Here is a 22,316-nt window from a genome sequence, read left to right as displayed (position 1 = left end):
TTAGGCTTCATTTTTTTCAATCAATTCAGCAACAAGCTTGCCCGAAATTAAAGATGGTGGAACACCAGGACCAGGTACAGTTAATTGGCCTGTAAAGTAAAGTCCTTTCACTTTTTTACTTTTTAATTTAGGCCTTAAAAAAGCTGTTTGTCTTAATGTATTCGCCATACCATAGGCATTACCTTTGTAAGAATTATATTCACTTATAAAGTCGTTAACACAGAACGATTCTCTAAAAAGAATATTTTCTTTAACTGTTTGATTAGTTCTTTTTTCGAACCTCTTAATGATGATATCAAAATATTGTTGACGTAATTGTGGTGTATCTTCTAATCCTGGTGCAATAGGAATTAAGAAAAAACCTGTTTCACAATTTTCTGGCGCCATACTGTAATCGGTTACTGACGGAAAGTTAACATAAAATAATGGATCTTCTGGCCATTTTGGCTCATCATATATTTCTTCTGCATGCGTTTCGAAGTTAGTATCAAAAAATAAATTGTGATGTTCTACATTCTTTAGTTTCTTATTAAAGCCAACGTAAAATAGAAGTGAAGAAGGAGCAAACGTGCGTTTTTCCCAATAAGATTCAGAATATTGACGGTATTTTTGATCTAATAATGTTTCTGAATGATGATAATCTGCACCACTTAAAACCACATCAGAATTAATTATTTGGCCATTTACCTTAATACTGTTAGAGCGTCCATTAATAACATTGATTTCTTCAACATTACTATTAGTATGTATCGCAACACCCAAGCTTTCGGCTAAAGTTTTCATAGCCTTTATAATTTCGTACATTCCGCCTTTAGGATGCCATGTTCCTAAACCAAAATCTGCAAAATTCATAAAACTATAAAATGAAGGAGTTTGATTAGGTTTAGCTCCTAAAAATAATACAGGGAATTCTAAGGTAGATATTAATTTTGGGTTTTTAAATTTCTTACGTACTTCAGAGCTGATGGTTTTAAAAAAATGATCAACTCTTGTTATGGTTTCTTTGGTAACTAATTCAAAAGGAGAAATTCCAGGTTTTAACACTACTTTGTTAATTGCTATATCATAGTGCTCTTGTGCCTGAGCAATAAATTTTCTTAAAGGTTTGGCGCTACCTTTTTCAATACGTTCAAACTCGTCACATATTTGGTCCATATGATCACCTATAGTTATAACATCATCTAAAAAAAAGATTTTGTATGCGGGACTTAATTTGTCGAGTTGATAAAAGTCGCTAGTCTTTTTGCCGAAATCATTAAAGAATTTCTCAAAAATATCTGGCATCCAATACCAACTTGGCCCAATATCAAAAGTGAAACCATCTTTTGTTATTTGTCTAGCTCTACCACCAACGCTATTGTTTTTTTCAAATATTGAAACATCGTAACCAGCTTTTGCTAAATAACACGAGGCTGATAAAGCAGAAAAGCCTGAGCCAATTATAGAAATTTTTTTACTCATTTATTTACACCTTATCTATTAGAGATTGGATACTTTTAAAAGGAAAAATACCTTTAGGCAAATTATCTAAATCAACGGAATTAAGCATGTGACCTAATATCCATAGTTGGGTATTGCCATCTTTTACTAATAATTCATTAAAATTCTTTAGATAATCATTAATATCTGCTTTCTCTGGTTTTACTGTAAAGTAAGAAACATAGATAATTTCATCATAATAATCCTGGAGATCCTTGAGACTTTCCATCGGAACGCTAAAACCTAAGAAAATAGATTGATAGCCTCTACTTACAAGCTGATGATTTATAAACATTAAACCTAACTCATGTATCTCATTTTCTGGTAAGTATAAAACAAAAGTTTTGGTAGACTTATTTACTTGTTTGGATTGCGCTTTTTCTGTGTTTATCAATATTTTTTGGCGCAGCAGAGAAGTTAGAAAATGTTCATGTGCTGGCGAAATTGTGTCTGTTTGCCATAGAAGTCCAATTTCAGTTAATAGCGGTATAAAAATTTCATAGAAGATTTCATGAAAATCCTTTTCTTTAAGTAAGGTATTGTAGGTGTTATAGAACAGGCTCTGATCAAAATTTAGCATAGATAACTTAAAAGCATTAATAGCATGACTTTCTAAGTTGCTTTCTGCAGCAATCTCTCTAACTAAGGCAGGTATTTTGTCTTCTTGGATTGTAGCAATTTTAGATATTTTATACCCGTTATTATTTAAATAACTTACATTAAGAAGTTTTTGAAAACTTGCTAAATCGTAATATCTAATATTAGTATCTGTTCTTTTTGGTTCTAGTAGGTTATAGCGCTTTTCCCATATTCTTATGGTATGAGCTTTTATACCCGTTAGATTTTCTAGATCTTTAATACTAAACTGATTTTTTATGTTGTTCATTTTTTTATAAAAATGTTTAAACAAAAATAAGCTTTAATGTTATAAGTTGAACAGAATTAACAAAATATAATGAAAAATAAAGTGCGCACGAGAAGACTCGAACTTCCACGGACTAATGTCCACCAACCCCTCAAGCTGGCGCGTCTACCAATTCCGCCACGTGCGCAAATAAGATAAGTAAAGGTAAAAAAAAAGTTAAGCTTTATATGCTTAACTTTTTGTGACCAGTCTGGGGCTCGAACCCAGGACCCTCTCCTTAAAAGGGAGATGCTCTACCAACTGAGCTAACTGGTCTTACTTGCTTTTCTCTAACGAGGGTGCAAATATAAAATGTTTAATTAATAAAACAATACTTTTTTTATTTAAATTTTCGTTTTTTTGTTGTCTATTTACGTAGTGTTTTAATAATCAAATTATAAGCATAATGATAGTTGTATTAATGGGGTATATGGGATCTGGAAAATCCACGATTGGTAAAGAATTAGCAAAGATATTAAATTATGAATTTATAGACCTAGACCAATATATTGAGGATGAAGAATTGAATTTAGTTTCAGATATATTTAGTGCAAAGGGCGAAATTTATTTTAGAAAGCAAGAGACAAAATATTTAAAAAAGATTATAAATTCTTCTGATGATATGGTATTAGCTCTAGGAGGTGGAACACCATGTTACGGAAATAATCTTATGCTTTTAGCAAATAACAATAAAGTATTGTCATTTTATTTAAACCTTTCGATTCCTAAATTAGTAAAACGTTTATTTGAAGAAAGAGAAAATCGTCCATTAATTAGTTATTTAAATTCAGAAGATGAGATGCAAGAGTTTATTGGTAAACATCTTTTTGAAAGAAGTCAATTCTATAGACAAGCTGATTTTATTATAAACTCTGATGATAAATCTATAAAAGACGTTACTGAGAAAATATTATTAAAATTAATTTAAATAAGCTTCGTAAGGTTTCTTGGTGAGATTTACATGCACATGCTCATATAAAGAAGTAGATAAAGAGATACCTTTAAAGTCGGCCTTCACAGGAAATTTTTTATGATTGCGATTTACTAAAACCGCTGTTTTAAATTGTTTTAATGGCACATCTAAGAAGTGCTTTATTCCATAAATTAATGTGCTTCCTGAGTTTAAAACATCATCAATTAAAACAATAGATTTATTAGTATAGCTTTCAGTTTTTATAGAAGTGACTATGAGTTCTGTAGGTTCTGTTTTATTAATAGATACCTTACATAGTACTGAATTTATCGAGGAAATTTTATCAAGATTCGCTTTTATTTTTTTGGCTAATAAATAACCATTGCTCTCAATCCCAGCTATGACAATATCAGTTTCATCAACATTACACTCATATATTTGATAAGCAATACGTTTTATTTTATGCTCAATTTCTTTATGACTTAATATTGTATTCTTTGTTAGTGCCATTAGGTTTTTTTTCAAAGATAAAAAAGAGTTCTTTACCTTTTCTTTGTTTTATAGAATTAATTGATGGTTCTAAAATATCGATATTAAATTTCTTATTAAATAGTGAGAGGTATTCCTTTTTATTTCCCCCAAAAGGCGGACCAAATTCGCTTAACTCAAAGTTGAAAAACAACCCTGTAACTTTCCCAGTGGGTTTTAATAATTCATGCATTTTGTCTACATAATCTTTTCTGTAATTTGGGTGCAAAGCACAAAAGAAAGTTTGCTCAATAATTAAGTCAAATGCATTATTTAGAGTAAAAAAGTCTTGATGTAATATCTGATCCGAAGGAAAGTTAGGAGTACGTTTCTTTAAATTGTCTAAGGGACGTTTTGCAATGTCAACTACACAGACATTTTTAAAGCCGTTTAGCCATAGGTATTCAGCTTCATAACTATTACCAGCGCCAGGAATCAGTATGCTTATTGTTTTATCCTTTAATTGGTCAATATACGTTTTTATTGGTGTAGAAGGGAGGCCAATATCCCAACCTGTCTGCTCCATTTTATATCTATTTTCCCAATAGGAACCATTCAAATTATTCTTCTTCTTCATAGAAACCGTCTATATCGCGTCTATCTTTTTTAGTAGGTCTTCCAGTTCCTTTTTTTCTATAATAGTCTTTACTATATTTTAAAAGATCTCTTGCTTCAAAAGCTTCTTTTGGAGTTGTGTCTATCCTATAAATATCTACAAGTTTAGCGCCAACACGATTTGGAGGTATATCATTCACAGTAAGTTTGTAAATAATCTGATCTTTACGCAGTTCTATCTTATCTGTAGGGTATACATCTCTAGAAGGTTTGGATGTAGTTCCATTAAGTTTTACCTGTCCTTTTTTACATGCATTAGTTGCTATGTTTCGTGTTTTATAATAACGTACGCACCATAAATACTTGTCTATCCGCATAATTTTTTAACTAAAAACTGTGTTAATTCACTAGTGCAAAAATATAAGATTATTGTATCTTGCGCGTTAAATTAAAGCAATAATGAAACATGTTTTGGATTTGTGGTAATTCCATGCATGAAAAACAACACTCATGAAATTAAAATTATTAAAATTAGGCCTATTTTTAATGACATTATCTTTTGTTATTATATCATGTAATGATGATGATGACCAAGATATCACAGTAGTTTTAAGAGATAGAACTGAGCAACAAGTTGCAGACAACGATTCAATCTTAGATTACTTATCTTCCAACTATTATAATTCTAGTTTCTTTGAAACAGGTACTAATCATAAGTATACAGATATTATTATTACTGAATTAGAAGAAGGTGAGGCTGTGCCAGATGGTCATACACTTTTGTTAGATGCCGTAGGTCCTGCTTTAACGACAACATTTGAAGACGCTACTTACGAGTATTATGTATTGAGATTAAATGAAGGTGGTGGTGAGTCTCCTAAATTTACGGATCAGGTTCGTGTAAGGTATGAAGGTTTTTTAGAGGATACTGGTGATGTTTTTGATGGAGTAACTACGCCTATTGATTTACGTATGCAACAATCATTAGGTCTTAGTGGTGGCGGTGTAATAAGAGGTTGGCAATTAATACTTTCTGACTTTAATACATCTTCAGACTTTACTACAAATAATGGAGTTGTTGAATTTGATGATTTTGGACTTGGTGTTATGTTTTTACCGTCAGGTTTGGGATATTTTGGAATCCCAGTAGCAGGTGTACCTGCATATTCAAACCTTATTTTTAAATTTGAGTTATTGCAGTTTGAAGAAGAAGATCATGATGGTGATGGCATCCCTTCTTATTTAGAAGATTTAGACAGCAGTATGGATGTATTGGATGATGATACAGATGAAGATCAGCTTCCTAATTATTTAGATTTTGATGACGATGGTGATGGTGTGGCTACTGTAAATGAAGATATTGACGGTGACGGAGATCCAACCAACGATATTGGTGCTAATGGTATACCTAGGTATTTAGATCCTGAGGAGACAGATTCCAACGATGAGTAATTAATACTATAATAAAAGAGCCACTACAAAGTAGTGGCTCTTTTATTATTCTTATACATTAATTTATTTATAATGCAATTGATAAGCTAAGTATTAACTGATCTGGTCTAGTATCAATTCTACTAGCAACACCAGCACCGATATTGTTATTTATAAAGTTAGCTTCGTTGTCGCTAAAACCTCTTTCATACCTTAAATCTACCCCAATTTTGTTGAAATTTAATCCAATACCAAAATTAAGCCCTACAGAAAATTCATCTTCAACATTATCAACACTTATACCATCAAATTCTGTATCTAGAATATATTGAAGTGATGGCCCTCCAAAAACACTTATTGGTCCTAACACTTTTAAGCCAACTAATAGAGGCGCATCGATTTTTTTGATATTAAATTGATCGCTATTGTAATCACTTTTTGTAGCGGTATATACAAGTTCTGGTCTAAAATATAGTTTGTTACCAATTTTACCAAATACACCAACATGGTATCCAATATTTCTATCTGGATTTCTTGCATTATCGCCAATGGATTCAAAGTAATCACCATTGGCACTATAATTTAGTCCGCCTTTAATACCAAACGCACTACCATTTTGTGCATTGATAGTAAAGCCTAAAAGAATAAAGGCTACAGCAATGAAAGCTGATTTTTTCAAATTTTTCATAATGTTCGTTTTTAAGATTAGATAACTATTATCAAAAACGTTGCCAAGATGAAGTTATTTTCTTTTTACTACAGTTTTTGCAGCTTCCTCTATTGCAAAACTATTTAAACCATACTTATCCATAAGTTGCGCTGGTGTGCCAGATTCGCCGAACGTATCGTTGGTTGCAACAAATTCTTGAGGTGTTGGATTGTTTTTTGATAAAACTCTTGCGACACTCTCACCAAGTCCTCCTAAGTGGTTGTGTTCCTCAGCAGTTACTATACAACCAGTTTTAGATACAGAATCTAAAATTGCTTTTTCATCCAATGGTTTAATAGTATGAATATTTATTACCTCTGCAGAAATACCAGCTTCATTCAGCACTTTTGATGCTTCTAGAGCTTCCCAGACTAAATGTCCAGTTGCAACAATGGTTACATCTGTTCCTTCAGTTAATTTAACGGCTTTACCAATTTCAAAAACACCATTTTCTGGGGTAAAATTAGCAACTTTTGGACGTCCAAATCTTAAATAAACAGGACCATGATACTCTGCAATTGCTAATGTTGCCGCTTTTGTTTGATTGTAATCACAAGTATTAATAACTGTCATACCAGGTAACATCTTCATTAATCCAATATCTTCTAGTATTTGATGCGTAGCACCATCTTCCCCAAGAGTTATACCTGCATGAGAGGCGCAAATTTTCACATTTTTGTCTGAATATGCTACACTTTGACGTATTTGATCATAGACTCTACCTGTGGAAAAATTAGCAAAAGTACCAGTAAATGGAATTTTACCACCTATGGTCATACCTGCAGCAATACCAATCATATTAGCTTCTGCAATACCAACTTGAAAAAAGCGTTCGGGATGGTTTGCTTTAAATTCATCCATTTTTAAGGATCCTGTTAAGTCTGCACAAAGTGCAACCACATCTTCATTAGTTTTTCCTAGTTCAGTTAATCCTGCTCCAAAGCCCGAGCGTGTATCCTTGTTTCCTGTATTAGTATATGTTTTCATTCTGTTATTTTATAACTATGGTTAAGTGTAATGGTTTTTTTCTTAGTGTCTATTTTGTGGGCCTTTATAACGGATTTTCCATCATCTAAAATATTAAGGATTAGCCCGTTTGGAAAATTACTAGCTTTCATTTCTGCGTTTTCCTCAGCCGCAAAAAATAAAGAAAGAAAATTATCAAAAAGTTTCGTGTTGTCAACTTTAAATTCCTTGTCTAGAGCAAAATAAATAGTATCATCTGGCTTATTGCTCGGGAAAACTGTATAAATTTCTGCTTCACGATTTACAACTTTAATCATTTCGCCTGTTGGCTCAGAAAGTAGTTCGAAGCTCTCCGAAGCATTGTTAGAATTTGGTATTGGTATTATAGTATTTAACGCTACATTCATGTAAATTTCATTCTCTCCAGAACTAAAGCAAAGCGTAATAGTTAATTTCTCAGTATCCAAAATTATTCCTATTTCTGCATCCTTTAGGAGTTGTTCTTTTCCTCTAAAAATAGAACGACCTAAATCTTTTGCAAGATATTCACTATTTGTCCATAAATATCTTCCATTTTTCTCAAAACCTATGCTTACTGTATCAGTTTCTGTTTTGTTTTTTTTGGGGATTAGATACTCAACAGTATAATCAATAGTGATTTTTTTTTCTTGAGCATAGCTACTTGCAATAGCTAATATTAATAGGTATGTGAGTATTTTATGCATACTAATAATCACCTAAAGTTTCTGTGTTTTGACTCAACCCTGTAGCTAATTGCTCGTCATTTGGTGCTTTTCCATGCCAAGCATGTGTATGCATCATAAAATCAACACCATTACCCATTACAGTTTGTAAGAGTACACAAATTGGTTTTCCATTTCCGGTTAGTGATTTTGCCTTTGCCATTCCTGCAAGAATTGCGTCTATATCATTTCCTTTAAATATTTCGATAACAGACCATCCAAACGCCTCAAATTTTGCTTTTAAATCTCCCATTGGTAAAACGTTATCAGTAGATCCGTCAATTTGCTGTCCGTTAACATCTATGACAGAAATTAAATTATCTATTTTATTTCCTGCAGCATACATTATTGCTTCCCAATTTTGTCCTTCTTGAAGTTCTCCATCACCATGCAAACTATAAATTAAGTGATTATCATTATTTAGTTTTTTTGCTTCAGCAGCACCAATTGCAACAGACATACCCTGACCTAACGATCCAGAAGCAATGCGAATACCTGGTAAACCTTCATGTGTAGTTGGGTGACCTTGCAGTCTAGAATCTATTAATCTAAAAGTATTTAATTCGTTTACAGGGAAATATCCAGATCTAGCTAAAACACTATAATAAACTGGTGAAATATGACCATTTGATAGAAAAAACAAATCTTCCCCAATACCGTTCATATTAAATTCAGTTTTAGTTTCCATAATTTCTTTATACAGAGAAACAAAAAATTCGGCGCAACCTAAAGAACCGCCTGGGTGTCCAGAATTTACCTTATGTACCATTCGTAATATGTCTCTACGAACTTGAGTAGTTAAATCTTCTAATTGTTGAATATTTGGCATGTTATTTTACTTAGTTTTTATGAGACAAAAATAGGTGTTTATAAAAGCCTTACAAAGATTGAATAGTTACACTTATTAACGATTTTAGTGATTTGCTAACAATTTTAATTTTAATTAAGATGCGAATGTAATTGAGTTATTTATATTTGCTCACTTAGATATTTTCAATGAATTTTAAACGCTTAGCAAAAGACAAGGCTACTAAAGCACGTGCCGCAGTTATAACTACAGATCACGGCACTATAGAAACCCCTATTTTTATGCCAGTTGGTACTGTTGCATCGGTTAAGGGAGTGCATCAGCGCGAATTAAAAAATGATATAAATCCAGACATTATTCTTGGTAATACATATCATTTGTATTTAAGACCTCAAACACCAATTCTAGAAAAGGCTGGTGGTTTACATAAGTTTATGAATTGGGATCGTAATATTTTAACCGATTCTGGTGGCTACCAAGTATACTCATTATCAGCGAACAGAAAAATAAAAGAAGAGGGTGTAAAGTTTAGATCTCATATTGATGGAAGTTATCATGTGTTTACACCTGAGAATGTCATGGAAGTACAACGTTCTATAGGTGCCGATATTATTATGGCTTTTGATGAATGTACACCTTATCCATGTGATTATAATTATGCAAGACGTTCTATGCATATGACGCACCGCTGGTTAGAACGTTGTTTAACACATTTAAATAAAACACCTTTTAAGTATAATTATGAACAAACGTTTTTTCCTATAGTACAAGGTAGCACTTATAAGGATTTAAGAAAACAATCAGCTGAGTACATTGCAAATGCTGGTGCGGAAGGTAACGCTATTGGTGGACTGTCAGTTGGCGAACCTGCAGAAGAAATGTATGCGATGACAGAAGTAGTATGTAATATATTACCAGAAGATAAGCCGCGTTACTTAATGGGTGTAGGAACACCAATCAATATTTTAGAAAATATTGCGTTAGGTGTAGATATGTTCGATTGTGTAATGCCCACGAGAAATGCCAGAAATGGTATGCTGTTTACAGCGCATGGTACAATTAATATTAAAAATAAGAAATGGGCAGACGACTTTTCACCAATAGATGATATGGCAATTACCTTTGTAGATACGGAATATAGCAAAGCATACTTAAGACACTTATTTACGGTTAATGAGTTATTAGGAAAGCAAATTGCGACAATACATAATCTTGGGTTTTACCTATGGTTGGTAAGGGGGGCAAGAAAGCATATCATTGCAGGAGATTTTGGGTCTTGGAAAACAAAAATGGTGAAACAAATGGATAAGAGGTTGTAATAGATGAAAATTCTAGATTGGTACATATTAAAGCGTTATCTGTTTACATTTTTAATGATGTTATTGCTCTTTATACCTATTGGTATTACTGTAGATCTTGCGGAAAAAGTTGGTAAAATTATTGAAAATGAAGCTCCATTTGGTGAAGTGACTTCCTACTACATTGATTTTACTGTATATTTTGCAAACTTGTTATTTCCATTATTTTTATTCCTTTCAGTCATTTGGTTTACTTCTAAATTGGCTAATAATACCGAAATAGTAGCTTTTTTAAGTTCGGGTGTTTCATTTTCACGATTTTTAAGACCCTATTTAATAGGGGCTACTATTGTTGCAGCAATTGCATTAGTTTTAGGAATGTATTTAGCACCAATTGCTAGTCAAGGTTTTAATGAGTTTAAGTTTAAATATTTAAAGAAGAATAAGCAGGTTCAGAAAACGCGCAATGTTTATCAACAAATTAACGATAATGATTATATCTATGTAAGCAGTTTTAGCCCCAAACGTAAGTTAGGTCAGAATTTTACTTATGAGCATTTCGAAGGTAATGAGCTTAAGTACAAAATATTTGCAGACAACATTAGATACATTGAAAAAGATAGTATCTATAGACTAAACACTTACGTAAAAAGATCATTTAAAAATGGTGTTGAGACTATTGAAAAACAGCGTAGAAAAGATATGAATTTTCCTTTTGAAATAGAGGATCTTACACCTGTTGAATATGCTGCCGAAACAAAATCTTATAGTGAACTTATAGAATTTATCGATGCTGAGAAACGCAGAGGATCACCTAATATAGGCCGTTATGAGGTTGTAAGATTAAAAAAATGGAGTTTACCAGTTTCTATTTTTATCCTTACTATTATTGCGGTGGCAGTTTCTTCTGTTAAAAGAAGAGGTGGTATGGGCGCCAATTTGGCTGTTGGTATTGCGATTGCAATGGTCTATGTTTTTTTTGACAAAGTTTTTGGCGTTATGGCAGAGCAATCGAACTTTGAGCCAATAATTGCGGTATGGTTTCCTAATTTTATATTTGGTATTTTAGCCATTTACCTTTTACAAAATGCCAAACGCTAAACTAAAGCATTATTTTCACTTACATTTTCTTGTTTTTATTGCTGGTTTTACAGCAATCCTTGGTGAGCTTATAACAATAGGATCATTAGAACTAGTATGGTACCGAATGGCAATTGCAGGTATACTCATGTTAATTTATATAAGCATTATTAGGCTCAACATAAAAATTACGAAGAAAGCATTTATGCAGTTTTCAGCAGCTGGGATTATAATAGCTTTACACTGGATTACTTTTTTTGAAGCTATAAATCAAGCAAATATTTCTATAGCGCTTGCCATGTTTTCGTCTGGTGCTTTTTTTGCATCATTTATAGAGCCTATATTCTTTAAACGGAGAATACTGGCTTATGAAATCTGTTTTGGCTTACTAGTAATATTAGGTGTATTCTTAATAACTAGCAGCGAAATGAAGTATATTAATGGGATATTATTAGGTCTATTATCTGCTTTATTTTCCACATTATTTGCAGTTATTAATGGACGGTTTATTGAGCGTTATAATGCGACAGTGATTTCCTTTTATGAATTTCTCAGTGGTGTCCTATTTTTATCTCTATTTATTTTTGTTTCTGATATAGAATTTAATAATGAGTTTTTTGCGCTTTCAAATTTAGACTGGGTTTATATTTTTATTTTAGCCTCTATCTGTACTGCGTATGCATTTATAGGTGCTGTTGAAGTTATGCGTTACATAAGCCCTTTTACTGTTATTTTAAGCTATAATTTGGAACCCATTTATGGTATTGCAATGGCATTAATTCTATTTCCTGAAACGGAGAAGATGTCTCATAGATTTTATATAGGCGCGACCTTAGTTATAGCTACAGTACTTATGGATGCAATTTTTAAAAACTATAAAAGACGAAAAATCAAAACAAGGAGTAATAACGATTAAAGTTTTTATATTTGCATAACTAACTAAACTAAAAAATAACTTCAAATTGTATGGAATATTTAGAGTTTGAATTACCCATAAAAGAATTAGAGGAGCAGCTCGATAAATGTCAGATTATTGGCAAAGAAAGCGATGTTGATGTTACAGAAACATGCAAACAGATTGAACAAAAGCTGTCAGATGCCAAAAAAGATATTTATAAGAATCTTTCAGCATGGCAACGTGTTCAATTATCAAGGCATCCTAATAGACCTTATACTTTAGATCACATACAAGCACTATGTGGTGAATCTTTTTTAGAATTACATGGCGACAGAAATGTTAAAGATGACAAGGCTATGATTGGTGGTTTGGGTAAAATAGGTGACCAGACCTATATGTTTATAGGACAACAAAAAGGTTTTAATACTAAGACAAGACAATATCGAAATTTTGGAATGTCTAATCCCGAAGGATATCGAAAGGCACTTCGATTAATGAAGTCTGCAGAAAAATTTGGAATACCAGTTGTAACTTTAATTGATACTCCTGGTGCTTATCCAGGACTTGAAGCGGAAGAAAGAGGGCAAGGGGAAGCTATTGCAAGAAATATTTTAGAAATGTCAAGGTTAAAAGTGCCAATAATCACTATAATAATTGGAGAAGGTGCTTCTGGAGGTGCATTGGGTATTGGTGTTGGTGATAGAGTTATGATGTTAGAAAATACATGGTATTCTGTTATTTCACCAGAATCTTGTTCTTCAATACTTTGGAGAAGTTGGGAATATAAAGAGCAAGCAGCAGAAGCATTAAAGCTTACGGCCAAGGATATGAAGCGCATGAAACTTGTAGATCAAATTATTAAAGAACCAGTTGGTGGTGCACATAGAGACAGAAATAAAGCATTTTTAGCAGTTAAAGATGCCATTATCAAATCTTATGATGATCTTAAAAACTTATCACCAAAAGAATTGGTTAAACAACGAATGGCAAAATATGATGAAATGGGTGTCTATAAAGATTAAGTCCACCAAACATAGGTCAGTTAAAAAACTGAAGCTTTTAGCTTCAGTTTTTTTTATCACTATTAACAATATATTAAAGTTATTAACAGTTAGATTGTTAACGACCTGTTGAGATTGAAAATTATTATAATGCCGTTCTAGAATACTATTTAGCTATTTTCGTAAACTATGAAACAACCAAACCCAATACAAGGTTATAAAGTCGATAAGAGCACCATTATTAGCTTAGAAAAAGGTAAAATACCACCACAAGCTATTGATTTAGAGGAAGTTGTGCTTGGAGCGATGATGATTGATAAAAAGGGTGTTGATGAGGTTATCGATATTTTGAGCCCAGATGCTTTTTACAAAGAAGCTCATAAACATATCTTTGAATCAATTTTTAAATTATTTGAAAACAGTGAACCTGTAGATTTATTAACCGTTTCTAGTCAATTAAAAAAAGATGAAAAACTAGATTTAATAGGAGGTGATTTTTATCTGATTTCTTTAACTCAACGAGTGTCTTCTTCTGCTCATATTGAGTTTCATGCACGCATTATTCTTCAGAAATATATACAGCGAAGTTTGATAAAAATTTCTAGTGAAATTATTGAAGAGGCTTATGACGAAACTAAAGATGTTTTTGATCTTTTAGATAATGCGGAAGCTAAGTTATATGAAGTTACTCAAGGTAATGTAAAAAAATCTACTGAATCTGCTCAAAGTTTAGTGATTCAAGCAAAAAAGAAGATTGAAGAAATTTCTAATAAAGAAGGAATGAGTGGTATTCCTTCAGGATTTGATAAGTTAGATAAATTGACTTCAGGATGGCAACCTTCTGATTTAATAATTGTAGCTGCACGTCCTGGTATGGGTAAGACGGCTTTTACATTAACTATGGCAAGAAACGTTGCCGTAAATAGTAATATACCAGTGGCTTTTTTCTCATTAGAGATGTCTTCTGTACAATTAATAACACGTTTAATTTCTAGCGAAACAGGACTGTCATCAGAAAAATTAAGAACGGGTAAATTGGAAAAACACGAATGGGAACAACTTAACGTAAAAGTTAAGACGCTTGAGAAGGCACCTTTATTTATTGATGATACGCCATCACTTTCAATTTTTGATTTAAGAGCTAAAGCACGTCGATTGGCATCTCAATATGGAATAAAAATGATAATGATTGATTACCTTCAGTTAATGACTGCCGGTGGAAGTCAAAAGGGAGGTAATCGAGAGCAAGAAATATCTACTATTTCTCGTAATTTAAAGGCGCTGGCAAAGGAATTAGAAATACCAGTAATTGCACTTTCGCAACTATCGCGTGCTGTTGAAACACGTGGAGGAAGCAAAAGACCTTTATTATCCGATTTACGAGAATCTGGTGCAATTGAGCAAGATGCAGATATAGTGTCATTTATTTACAGACCAGAATATTATAAGATAGACGAGTGGGACGATGAAGAACGTTCGCCAACAGAAGGGCAAGGAGAGTTTATTGTTGCTAAACATAGAAATGGTGGCTTAGAAAGTATTCGATTAAAATTCATTGGTCATTTAGGTAAATTTGATAATCTCGATGATTTTGACACCCCTTTTGGAGAGTTCCATTCAAAAATGAATGCGGCAGCAAACGATGATACTTTTAGACCAGATAATTTCCCTTCACCTTCCGACGCTTTTGATGGACCTGAAGATGACGGAGTCCCTTTTTAACAGCATTTTAAGGGTTTGAAAATTGTTTTTTAGCTTATCTTTACCTATCGCTATTAAAAGAAGGCCGCCTCATGTTAGATCAAAGACGTACAACAAATTTTTTGTTGTTAATTATTGTCATACCGCTCGTATTTTATTTACTTAAAATACTCTCATTCATATTTATACCTCTAATATTCTCAATGTTTATTGCATTGTTGTTTTTGCCATTGATGCGTTGGTTAAGTAGAAGGAAGGTTCCGAAAGTTGTAAGTATAATAGTTGTCTTGTTATTGGTTATAGGAGGTTTAAAAATTGGAGTTGAATTAATACAATTATCTAGTAAACAAATCCTAGCCAATAATTCAGAATTTTTGTCCAAAGCAGAAGTGAAGATAGCAGATCTAAAATTATATTTATCAGATAACTTTGGTGCTGAATTTGAAGAAGATAAGAATTTTATAGGTCAATTTTTTGCAAAGGAAAATTTAGGAACAACTTTCGATTTTTTACGAAAATTTTTGACTAGTTTATTAATGACTGTTTTTTTTGTTGTCCTTTGGTTAGCAGAATCAATAAATGTCCAAAAGTTACTAAATAGTACGCTTTTAAAGAGAAAACATACCTCAGTAAAAGCTTTTATGAAGATAGAAAAAGACTTAATAAAATTTATTAAAGTTAAATTTTTAGTAAGTGCTTTAACAGGGATTTTCACCGGTTTAATGTGTGTGTTTTTTGACGTGAGCTTTCCTATTTTTTGGGGTTTGTTTGCATTTGCAATTAACTTTGTACAAATGGTAGGATCTTTTATATCCGTCATATTACTTTCAATTTTTGCTTTTGTAGAATTAGATCCATCAAGTACTCTTTTCTTTTTTGTATTTTCAATTACAATGGTTCAAGTTACTTTTGGTGCTATTTTAGAACCTATTTTTATGGGAAAATCATTTTCTATTAATGTAATAGCGGTATTGGTTATGTTAATGTTTTGGGGTTTTCTTTGGGGAATTCCAGGTTTAATTATGGCAATACCAATAACTGTTTTTATGAAAATTATACTCGAGCAATTTCCCAGTACAAGAGTTGTGGCAAGTTTATTGTCTGGTAAACAAACAAACCTAGAAGAAATTTAATTTAATTCTTAATTTAGAATTAGATTACCTCTTAAAAGAATTATAAATAGATTTTTAATAGACTAAATTTTGATTATATTTCGTTATAATTTCATGTACTTGAAAAAATCATTCATTACCTTTTTTACTTTTTTTTTAAGCATTAGTGCTAATGCGTCCTATATTCTTATTCCAATGGATGTAGAATCTCAGGAGAATCATTTAAAAGCATATGGGGTAACCTATTGGACTTTAGAAAGAGAACTTAAAGTCAATTGGTTACTCAACTACAGAGGCGGTTCTTTTCTTTTACCCGATGCAGAGATTATTCAACGAGAATGCAAAATTAGAGGTGTTTCTTTTGAGGTAATTTCTGACTCTAAAGCAAGTAAGATTTTAGAAGATATTAGTAGCCCCTCTGTAAATCAAGAGGCAATTGTATTGGAGAAAGCTCCAAAAATTGCTGTATACACACCATACGGAAAACAACCTTGGGATGATGCAGTTACAATGGTTTTAACTTATGCAGAAATTCCTTACGAAACTATCTATGATGAAGAAGTTTTAAAGGATGAACTTGTTCTTTATGATTGGTTACACCTTCATCATGAAGACTTTACAGGGCAGTATGGGAAATTTTATAGAACTTATAGATCAGCTGCATGGTACATAGAAGAAAAGAGAACAGCTGAAGAATTAGCGAAACGATTGGGTTATAACAAAGTCTCAGATGCTAAATTAGCTGTTGCCAATAAAATTAGAGACTATGTTGCAGGTGGTGGTTTTATGTTTGCAATGTGTTCTGCTACAGATAGTTTCGATATCGCATTGTCTGCTGATGGTATTGATATCTGTGAACCAATGTTTGATGGTGACGGGAGTGATCCTGGATATCAGAACAAGCTCGATTTTTCTAAAACCTTTGCGTTTAAAGATTATATACTAGAGCGAAGTCCAAATGTTTATGAATTTTCTAGTATAGATATGACAAGGAAACGTCAAATCCCTTTTAAAACTGATTACTTTTCTTTAATGGAATATTCTGCGAAGTGGGACCCTATTCCAACTATGCTTACTCAAAATCATACATCTTTAGTTAAAGGCTTTATGGGGCAAACAACTTCATTTGCAAGAGAACAAATTAAGTCTAACGTTTTGGTAATGGGTGAAAATAGAACAAATGGTGAAGCGAAATATATTCATGGTATAAAGGGAAAGGGCTTTTTTACATTTTATGGTGGACATGACCCTGAAGATTATACACACAGAGTAGGAGATCCAAAAACTGAATTAGATTTACATCCTACATCTCCTGGATACCGTTTAATTCTAAATAATGTATTGTTCCCTGCCGCTAAAAAGAAAAAGCAGAAGACTTAATTTCTCTAAATGAACATACGTTTAAAAGCTTTTTTCAATTTAATAATTGCATCAATTGTATTTTGGGTAATTGCTTTTTTTCTATTTTCCCTTATAAGATATAATGGTATTGAAGAAGAGTTAAGTGTTTTCACAGATGAAGTTTTAAACTTACCAATCAGAGCTTATTATGAGTTTGCTATAATAGTTGGCTTCGTATTAGGTCTTGTTTATGCAATCATAGAATTTTTATTTGATATTTTCTTAAGTAAAAGACTTGCTTTAGGTGTTAGTATATTTATAAAATCTATCATCTATTTTGTTTTAATTGTGGTATTGCTTAGTTCTATATCTTTTTTAGTCGAAGAGCAGATAGATATAGATTTGCCTAATGAAATAGGGTGGTGGAGAAAAGATCCATTTTTTTGGACTACCGTAATATACTTTATTACAAGTTCTATTGTTTTTTCCTTAATTAGAATTGCCAATGATAAATTTGGTCGAGGAATTTTTTTTAAAGTTCTTATTGGGAAATATAGAAAACCTCAGGAAGAAGAAAGAATCTTAATGTTTTTAGATTTAAAAGATTCAACAAAAATTGCAGAAAAGTTAGGGCATATTGAATACAGTAAGTTTATTCAAGACTGTTTTATAGATTTAAATAGAATACTAGGTAAGTTTGAAGCTGAAGTTTATCAATATGTAGGTGACGAAGCTGTATTGAGTTGGTTGCCGAAAAAAGGCTTCAGGAATAATAACTGTATAGGTATGTTTTTCGCTTTTAAAAATAGAATAAACAAAAGAGAAAGTTATTACATGGCAAAATATAATCAGCTACCAGAATTTAAAGCTGGTGTTCACTGTGGAAAAATAATGGTTACAGAGGTAGGTTATATAAAAAAAGAAATAGCATATCATGGTGATGTCATAAATACTGCAGCTCGAATACAAAAATTGTGTAACTCAAATCAAAAATCACTGTTAGTTTCTCGAGTTGTTCTAGATAATTTGAGCATTTCAGAAAGTCATTATCAATTGTTATCAAATGATATTACTCTAAAAGGTAAAGAGAAAACTGTTGAGGTATATGCTTTATAGAAGTGTATTAAACAAAAAATCCGATTCTTACGAATCGGATTTTTTTAAGCGAAATGTTGTTATTAATTTGGCTAAAAGCCTTATTTAACTTTGTTTACTATAGCTTCAAAAGCCTCAGGATGATTCATTGCTAAATCCGCAAGAACCTTACGATTCAATTCGATTTTATTAGCTTTTAATTGTCCCATAAACTTTGAATAGCTCATTCCATGTTGTCTTGCACCTGCATTAATACGCATTATCCATAACGCACGGAATGTTCTCTTTTTATTTCTGCGATCTCTATACGAATATTGCATAGCTTTATCAACCGCATTCTTTGCTACTGTCCAAACGTTTTTACGTCTTCCGAAGTAACCTTTTGCTTGCTTTAGAACCTTTTTTCTTCTAGCTCTTTTTGCAACTGAATTTACTGATCTTGGCATTTTCTTTAATTGTTTTTTTGTAGTAGGCGACCTGTAAGGTACTTGCTAAATAATTTTGCCTAACTCCAGGGTTTATAATTTTTTTTAACCGTTAAAACTTTATTACTTCAAACGTAACATCGTTTTAATGTTATCCTCATCTGCTTTATGTACTAAACCATCATGAGTTAACTTAAGCTTACGCTTTTTAGATTTTTTTGTCAGTATATGACTCTTAAAAGCATGCTTTCTTTTAATCTTACCAGTGCCAGTTAGTTTGAAACGTTTCTTAGCACTCGATTTTGTTTTCATTTTAGGCATTTTCTCCTATTTTAAATTTACGTTTCGCTTATTATTGTCTTCTGAATTAACAGAGTATTTACTTTTTTTTAGGTGCAAAGAACATAATCATGCGCTTTCCTTCAAGTTTAGGCATTTGTTCTACTTTACCATATTCTTCCAAATCTTGAGCTAATTTTAATAGCAAAATTTGACCTTGTTCTTTAAAAACTATTGAACGTCCTTTGAAAAAAACAAACGCTTTTAATTTAGCACCGTCTTTTAAAAATTTAATAGCATGTTTCTTTTTAAACTCATAATCGTGGTCATCAGTTTGAGGACCAAAACGAATTTCTTTCACAACGACTTTTGTTGCTTTAGATTTTAATGCTTTTTCTCGCTTCTTTTGTTCGTAAAGAAACTTTTTATAATCCATAATTTTACAAACGGGAGGATTCGCGTTTGGTGAAATCTCCACAAGATCTAAACCTTGTTCATCAGCCATAGTGAGAGCTTGTTTAATAGGATATACTCCTACTTCAACATTTTCTCCTACAACCCTTACTTCTTCAGACCTGATTTTAGAATTTATACGATGTTTATCCTCTTGGGAAACACGTCTGTTATAATTCCTTCTTCTACGTATTGCTATGACTTATATATTTTAGTTAAACGTTATTTATTTAAAAGTTTTTAAGCTTTTATTTACTTTATCTTTTACAATATTCACAAAGTCTTCTACAGTAATTGTGCCGAGGTCTTCTCCACCATGTTCGCGCACTGTTATTGTATTATCCTTTTCTTCTTGCTCACCAACGATAATCATAAACGGAAACTTTTGCATTTCAGCTTCACGAATTTTCTTACCTACAGTTTCATTTCTGTGGTCTGCAAGGGCGCGAATTTCGTCATTTTCTAGCAAATTTAAAACTTTTTCAGCGTATTTTTCATATTTCTCACTTATTGAGATAATAATTGCTTGTTCTGGCATTAGCCAAAGCGGAAAATTCCCACCTGTATGTTCTAATAAAATAGCTATAAAACGTTCCATACTTCCAAAAGGAGCACGATGAATCATAACTGGTCTATGCATCTCATTATCACTACCCTTGTAGGTTAAATCGAAACGTTCTGGTAAGGTATAATCTACTTGTATTGTACCTAATTGCCATTGACGACCTAGAGCATCCTTTACCATAAAGTCTAGTTTTGGACCGTAAAAAGCTGCTTCACCTGTTTCAACAACATAATTTAAGCCTTTATCGATAGCTGCATTTAAAATGGCGTCTTCAGCTTTTTTCCAATGTTCATCATCACCTATGTACTTTTCAGGGTTATCAGGATCCCTCAAAGATACTTGGGCTGTAAAGTCTTCAAAACCTAAGGAGCCAAATACATAAAGTACTAAATCTATGACTTCTTTAAATTCGGCATCTAACTGATCTGGTGTACAAAAGATATGAGCATCATCTTGGGTAAAACCTCTAACTCTTGTTAATCCGTGTAGTTCTCCACTTTGTTCATAACGATATACAGTTCCAAATTCAGCAAAACGCTTTGGTAAATCTTTGTATGAAAAAGGTTTACTATTATATATTTCACAATGGTGAGGGCAATTCATAGGTTTTAATAAAAACTCTTCACCTTCAGCAGGTGTACTTATGGGTTGGAAACTGTCTTCGCCATATTTTGCAAAATGTCCTGAGGTTACATAAAGTTCTTTACTACCTATATGAGGTGTAACTACCATTTCATAGCCAGCTTTCTTTTGAGCGTTCCTTAGAAAATTTTCCAACCTTTCCCTTAATGCAGCACCTTTTGGCAACCATAGAGGTAAACCTTGACCCACTTTTTGAGAAAATGTAAAAAGTTCGAGTTCTTTACCTAGCTTTCTATGGTCGCGTTTTTTTGCCTCCTCTAATAAATGAAGATATTCTGTAAGCTCTTTTTGTTTAGGAAATGAGACCCCATAAACTCTAGTCAACTGCTTATTGTTTTCATCACCTTTATAATAAGCACCCGCGACGCTCAATATTTTTACAGCTTTAATAATTCCTGTATTAGGTATATGTCCGCCACGGCATAAATCTGTAAACGATGAATGATCGCAGAAGCTTATTGTGCCATCTTCAAGTTTTTCAATTAAATCAACTTTATAATCATTCTTACCTTTATAATAAGACAATGCATCTGCTTTAGAAACATCTCGCATTTTAAAATCATGTTTACCTCTAGCAATTTCTATCATTTTAGTTTCAATGGCTTTAAAATCTTTTTCAGAAATTGTGCCTTCACTCAAATCTACATCGTAATAAAACCCATTATCAATAGCTGGCCCTACCCAAAGTTTAATACCAGGATATAATTCTTCTAAAGCTTGAGCTAAAACATGTGCAGAAGAATGCCAAAAAGCTTTCTTACCATCGTCATCTCTAAATGTATATAAAGTGAGACTACCATCTTCGGTCAATGGAGTAGTGGTTTCAATAACTGTATCATTGAATTTTGCTGAAATAACATTACGAGCAAATCCCTCGCTAATATCTACAGCCACTTCATGTGGTGTTACATCTTTATTAAAAGATCTAACAGAACCGTCAGGTAGAGTAATTTTAATCATTATATATAGTGTAAATTTTAGCTTGCAAAGATATACCTATATATATAATAGACAAAGTGAAGTTTCTATTTAAATGTTTTGGGAATTTCACTTTGTCTTTCTAATAGCCAAAGTGCCGCGTTATCTGCCATATCTTTTTATATAGTAGGTATTTAAATCTTAATTAATTTTAATTTATATAATTTGAGTTTGCTTAGTGTTAGATTTTAGGTTACAAAAAAAAGGATACCGCTTCTATCGCTAACGCTAGTATTACAGTGGCTAGTCAATTTGTGATAAGCCTGTTGCTTCTAAAAGTTGAACTGTCAGTTAGTAAAAAAAAACAAAGATAAATAAGGCGTAATCTACTATATTTAAGGGGTTAAAAAATTTTATATAAATAAAATTAAGAAAGTAGTTGTGGGATTAAAAATGAGTTATATATTTGCAC

General features: G+C 32.3%; 23 protein-coding genes and 2 tRNA genes. 10 read left to right on the top strand and 15 right to left on the bottom strand.

Features of this window, described 5'->3' with window-relative positions; all coding sequences use genetic code 11:
• From ACFWU4_RS11255 to ACFWU4_RS11240, 4 genes are all read right to left on the bottom strand, one after another.
• The gene (locus ACFWU4_RS11255; RefSeq protein WP_411127886.1) at nucleotides 1-1,461 is read right to left on the bottom strand and encodes a phytoene desaturase family protein; all 1,461 of its coding nucleotides are present in this window, start codon (nucleotides 1,459-1,461) and stop codon (nucleotides 1-3) included.
• 4 nt (nucleotides 1,462-1,465) lie between these two features.
• Nucleotides 1,466-2,365 carry a MerR family transcriptional regulator gene (locus ACFWU4_RS11250; protein ID WP_411127884.1) on the bottom strand — a complete coding sequence of 300 codons (900 nt, stop codon included), beginning with the start codon at nucleotides 2,363-2,365 and terminating at the stop codon, nucleotides 1,466-1,468.
• A gap of 82 nt (nucleotides 2,366-2,447) precedes the next feature.
• Nucleotides 2,448-2,531: transfer RNA gene (locus tag ACFWU4_RS11245), tRNA-Leu, on the bottom strand.
• 55 nt (nucleotides 2,532-2,586) lie between these two features.
• Nucleotides 2,587-2,659, bottom strand: a tRNA-Lys gene (locus ACFWU4_RS11240).
• Between the two features lie 130 nt (nucleotides 2,660-2,789).
• On the opposite strand from ACFWU4_RS11240, the gene ACFWU4_RS11235 reads away from it, so the two are divergent.
• Nucleotides 2,790-3,311, top strand: coding sequence for a shikimate kinase (locus ACFWU4_RS11235; RefSeq protein ID WP_411127882.1), 522 nt, complete (start codon nucleotides 2,790-2,792; stop codon nucleotides 3,309-3,311).
• Here ACFWU4_RS11235 and ACFWU4_RS11230 read toward each other — a convergent pair.
• The 3 genes from ACFWU4_RS11230 to ACFWU4_RS11220 are packed head-to-tail and all read right to left on the bottom strand — an operon-like array spanning nucleotide 3,303 to nucleotide 4,756.
• Nucleotides 3,303-3,806, bottom strand: coding sequence for a phosphoribosyltransferase family protein (locus ACFWU4_RS11230; RefSeq protein WP_411127880.1), 504 nt, complete (start codon nucleotides 3,804-3,806; stop codon nucleotides 3,303-3,305). The two genes, ACFWU4_RS11235 and ACFWU4_RS11230, sit on opposite strands and share 9 nt — an antisense overlap.
• Nucleotides 3,772-4,401: a methyltransferase domain-containing protein gene (locus ACFWU4_RS11225; protein ID WP_411127878.1), complete on the bottom strand. Its 630-nt coding sequence runs from the start codon at nucleotides 4,399-4,401 to the stop codon at nucleotides 3,772-3,774. Before ACFWU4_RS11225 ends, ACFWU4_RS11230 begins: the two co-directional genes overlap by 35 nt.
• A complete protein-coding gene (locus tag ACFWU4_RS11220; RefSeq protein ID WP_411127876.1) occupies nucleotides 4,385-4,756 on the bottom strand; it encodes an RNA-binding S4 domain-containing protein in 372 nt (123 codons plus the stop codon). The genes ACFWU4_RS11225 and ACFWU4_RS11220 overlap by 17 nt, the downstream gene beginning before the upstream one ends.
• A gap of 133 nt (nucleotides 4,757-4,889) precedes the next feature.
• On the opposite strand from ACFWU4_RS11220, the gene ACFWU4_RS11215 reads away from it, so the two are divergent.
• Nucleotides 4,890-5,831, top strand: a complete 942-nt coding sequence (locus ACFWU4_RS11215; RefSeq protein ID WP_411127874.1) for an FKBP-type peptidyl-prolyl cis-trans isomerase — start codon at nucleotides 4,890-4,892, stop codon at nucleotides 5,829-5,831.
• A 67-nt stretch (nucleotides 5,832-5,898) separates the two neighbouring features.
• Here the strand turns inward: ACFWU4_RS11215 and ACFWU4_RS11210 are convergent, their stop codons facing one another.
• From ACFWU4_RS11210 to ACFWU4_RS11195, 4 genes are read right to left on the bottom strand one after another with little or no spacing between them, the layout of a single operon-like run.
• On the bottom strand, nucleotides 5,899-6,498 hold the full coding sequence (locus ACFWU4_RS11210; protein ID WP_411127872.1) for an outer membrane beta-barrel protein: 600 nt from the start codon (nucleotides 6,496-6,498) through the stop codon (nucleotides 5,899-5,901).
• A 54-nt stretch (nucleotides 6,499-6,552) separates the two neighbouring features.
• Nucleotides 6,553-7,506: a transketolase family protein gene (locus tag ACFWU4_RS11205; RefSeq protein ID WP_411127870.1), complete on the bottom strand. Its 954-nt coding sequence runs from the start codon at nucleotides 7,504-7,506 to the stop codon at nucleotides 6,553-6,555.
• Entirely contained in the window at nucleotides 7,503-8,210 is a 708-nt protein-coding gene (locus ACFWU4_RS11200) for a hypothetical protein (protein ID WP_411127868.1), read from the bottom strand. The genes ACFWU4_RS11205 and ACFWU4_RS11200 overlap by 4 nt, the downstream gene beginning before the upstream one ends.
• 1 nt (nucleotide 8,211) lies before the next feature.
• Entirely contained in the window at nucleotides 8,212-9,057 is an 846-nt protein-coding gene (locus ACFWU4_RS11195) for a transketolase (RefSeq protein ID WP_411127866.1), read from the bottom strand.
• A 167-nt stretch (nucleotides 9,058-9,224) separates the two neighbouring features.
• Between ACFWU4_RS11195 and tgt the strand changes: the two genes are divergently transcribed.
• The 8 genes from tgt (at nucleotide 9,225) to ACFWU4_RS11155 (ending at nucleotide 18,583) form a co-directional block, all read left to right on the top strand.
• Nucleotides 9,225-10,355: a tRNA guanosine(34) transglycosylase Tgt gene (gene tgt / locus ACFWU4_RS11190; RefSeq protein WP_411127864.1), complete on the top strand. Its 1,131-nt coding sequence runs from the start codon at nucleotides 9,225-9,227 to the stop codon at nucleotides 10,353-10,355.
• Nucleotides 10,356-10,358: 3 nt separating this feature from the next.
• Nucleotides 10,359-11,435: an LptF/LptG family permease gene (locus ACFWU4_RS11185; protein ID WP_411127862.1), complete on the top strand. Its 1,077-nt coding sequence runs from the start codon at nucleotides 10,359-10,361 to the stop codon at nucleotides 11,433-11,435.
• Nucleotides 11,422-12,330, top strand: a complete 909-nt coding sequence (locus ACFWU4_RS11180) for a DMT family transporter (RefSeq protein WP_411127860.1) — start codon at nucleotides 11,422-11,424, stop codon at nucleotides 12,328-12,330. Before ACFWU4_RS11185 ends, ACFWU4_RS11180 begins: the two co-directional genes overlap by 14 nt.
• A 50-nt stretch (nucleotides 12,331-12,380) precedes the next feature.
• A complete protein-coding gene (locus ACFWU4_RS11175; RefSeq protein ID WP_411127858.1) occupies nucleotides 12,381-13,334 on the top strand; it encodes an acetyl-CoA carboxylase carboxyltransferase subunit alpha in 954 nt (317 codons plus the stop codon).
• A 168-nt stretch (nucleotides 13,335-13,502) separates the two neighbouring features.
• A complete protein-coding gene (dnaB, locus tag ACFWU4_RS11170; protein ID WP_411127856.1) occupies nucleotides 13,503-15,035 on the top strand; it encodes a replicative DNA helicase in 1,533 nt (510 codons plus the stop codon).
• Nucleotides 15,036-15,106: 71 nt separating this feature from the next.
• Nucleotides 15,107-16,147 (top strand): AI-2E family transporter, encoded by a 1,041-nt coding sequence (locus ACFWU4_RS11165; protein WP_411127854.1) that lies wholly within the window; start codon nucleotides 15,107-15,109, stop codon nucleotides 16,145-16,147.
• Between the two features lie 174 nt (nucleotides 16,148-16,321).
• Nucleotides 16,322-17,506 (top strand): asparagine synthetase B, encoded by a 1,185-nt coding sequence (locus ACFWU4_RS11160; protein ID WP_411128451.1) that lies wholly within the window; start codon nucleotides 16,322-16,324, stop codon nucleotides 17,504-17,506.
• A 9-nt stretch (nucleotides 17,507-17,515) separates the two neighbouring features.
• Nucleotides 17,516-18,583, top strand: a complete 1,068-nt coding sequence (locus ACFWU4_RS11155) for an adenylate/guanylate cyclase domain-containing protein (protein ID WP_411127852.1) — start codon at nucleotides 17,516-17,518, stop codon at nucleotides 18,581-18,583.
• 80 nt (nucleotides 18,584-18,663) lie between these two features.
• On the opposite strand, the gene rplT is transcribed toward ACFWU4_RS11155, so the two are convergent.
• The 4 genes from rplT to thrS all read right to left on the bottom strand — a co-directional run bounded on the left by rplT (nucleotide 18,664) and on the right by thrS (nucleotide 21,886).
• Nucleotides 18,664-19,008, bottom strand: coding sequence for a 50S ribosomal protein L20 (gene rplT, locus ACFWU4_RS11150; protein WP_411127850.1), 345 nt, complete (start codon nucleotides 19,006-19,008; stop codon nucleotides 18,664-18,666).
• Between the two features lie 102 nt (nucleotides 19,009-19,110).
• Nucleotides 19,111-19,308, bottom strand: coding sequence for a 50S ribosomal protein L35 (rpmI, locus tag ACFWU4_RS11145; RefSeq protein WP_215925145.1), 198 nt, complete (start codon nucleotides 19,306-19,308; stop codon nucleotides 19,111-19,113).
• 58 nt (nucleotides 19,309-19,366) lie between these two features.
• Nucleotides 19,367-19,918, bottom strand: coding sequence for a translation initiation factor IF-3 (gene infC / locus ACFWU4_RS11140; protein ID WP_411128449.1), 552 nt, complete (start codon nucleotides 19,916-19,918; stop codon nucleotides 19,367-19,369).
• Between the two features lie 27 nt (nucleotides 19,919-19,945).
• Nucleotides 19,946-21,886, bottom strand: a complete 1,941-nt coding sequence (gene thrS, locus ACFWU4_RS11135) for a threonine--tRNA ligase (protein ID WP_411127847.1) — start codon at nucleotides 21,884-21,886, stop codon at nucleotides 19,946-19,948.
• Nucleotides 21,887-22,316 lie beyond the last annotated feature (430 nt).

Origin of the sequence: Winogradskyella sp. PE311, assembly GCF_046545555.1 — a bacterium.
Classification (GTDB): Bacteria; Bacteroidota; Bacteroidia; order Flavobacteriales; family Flavobacteriaceae; genus Winogradskyella.
The sequence above is the reverse complement of the archived record's forward strand: the minus strand, read 5'-3'. Positions and strand labels throughout refer to the sequence as shown.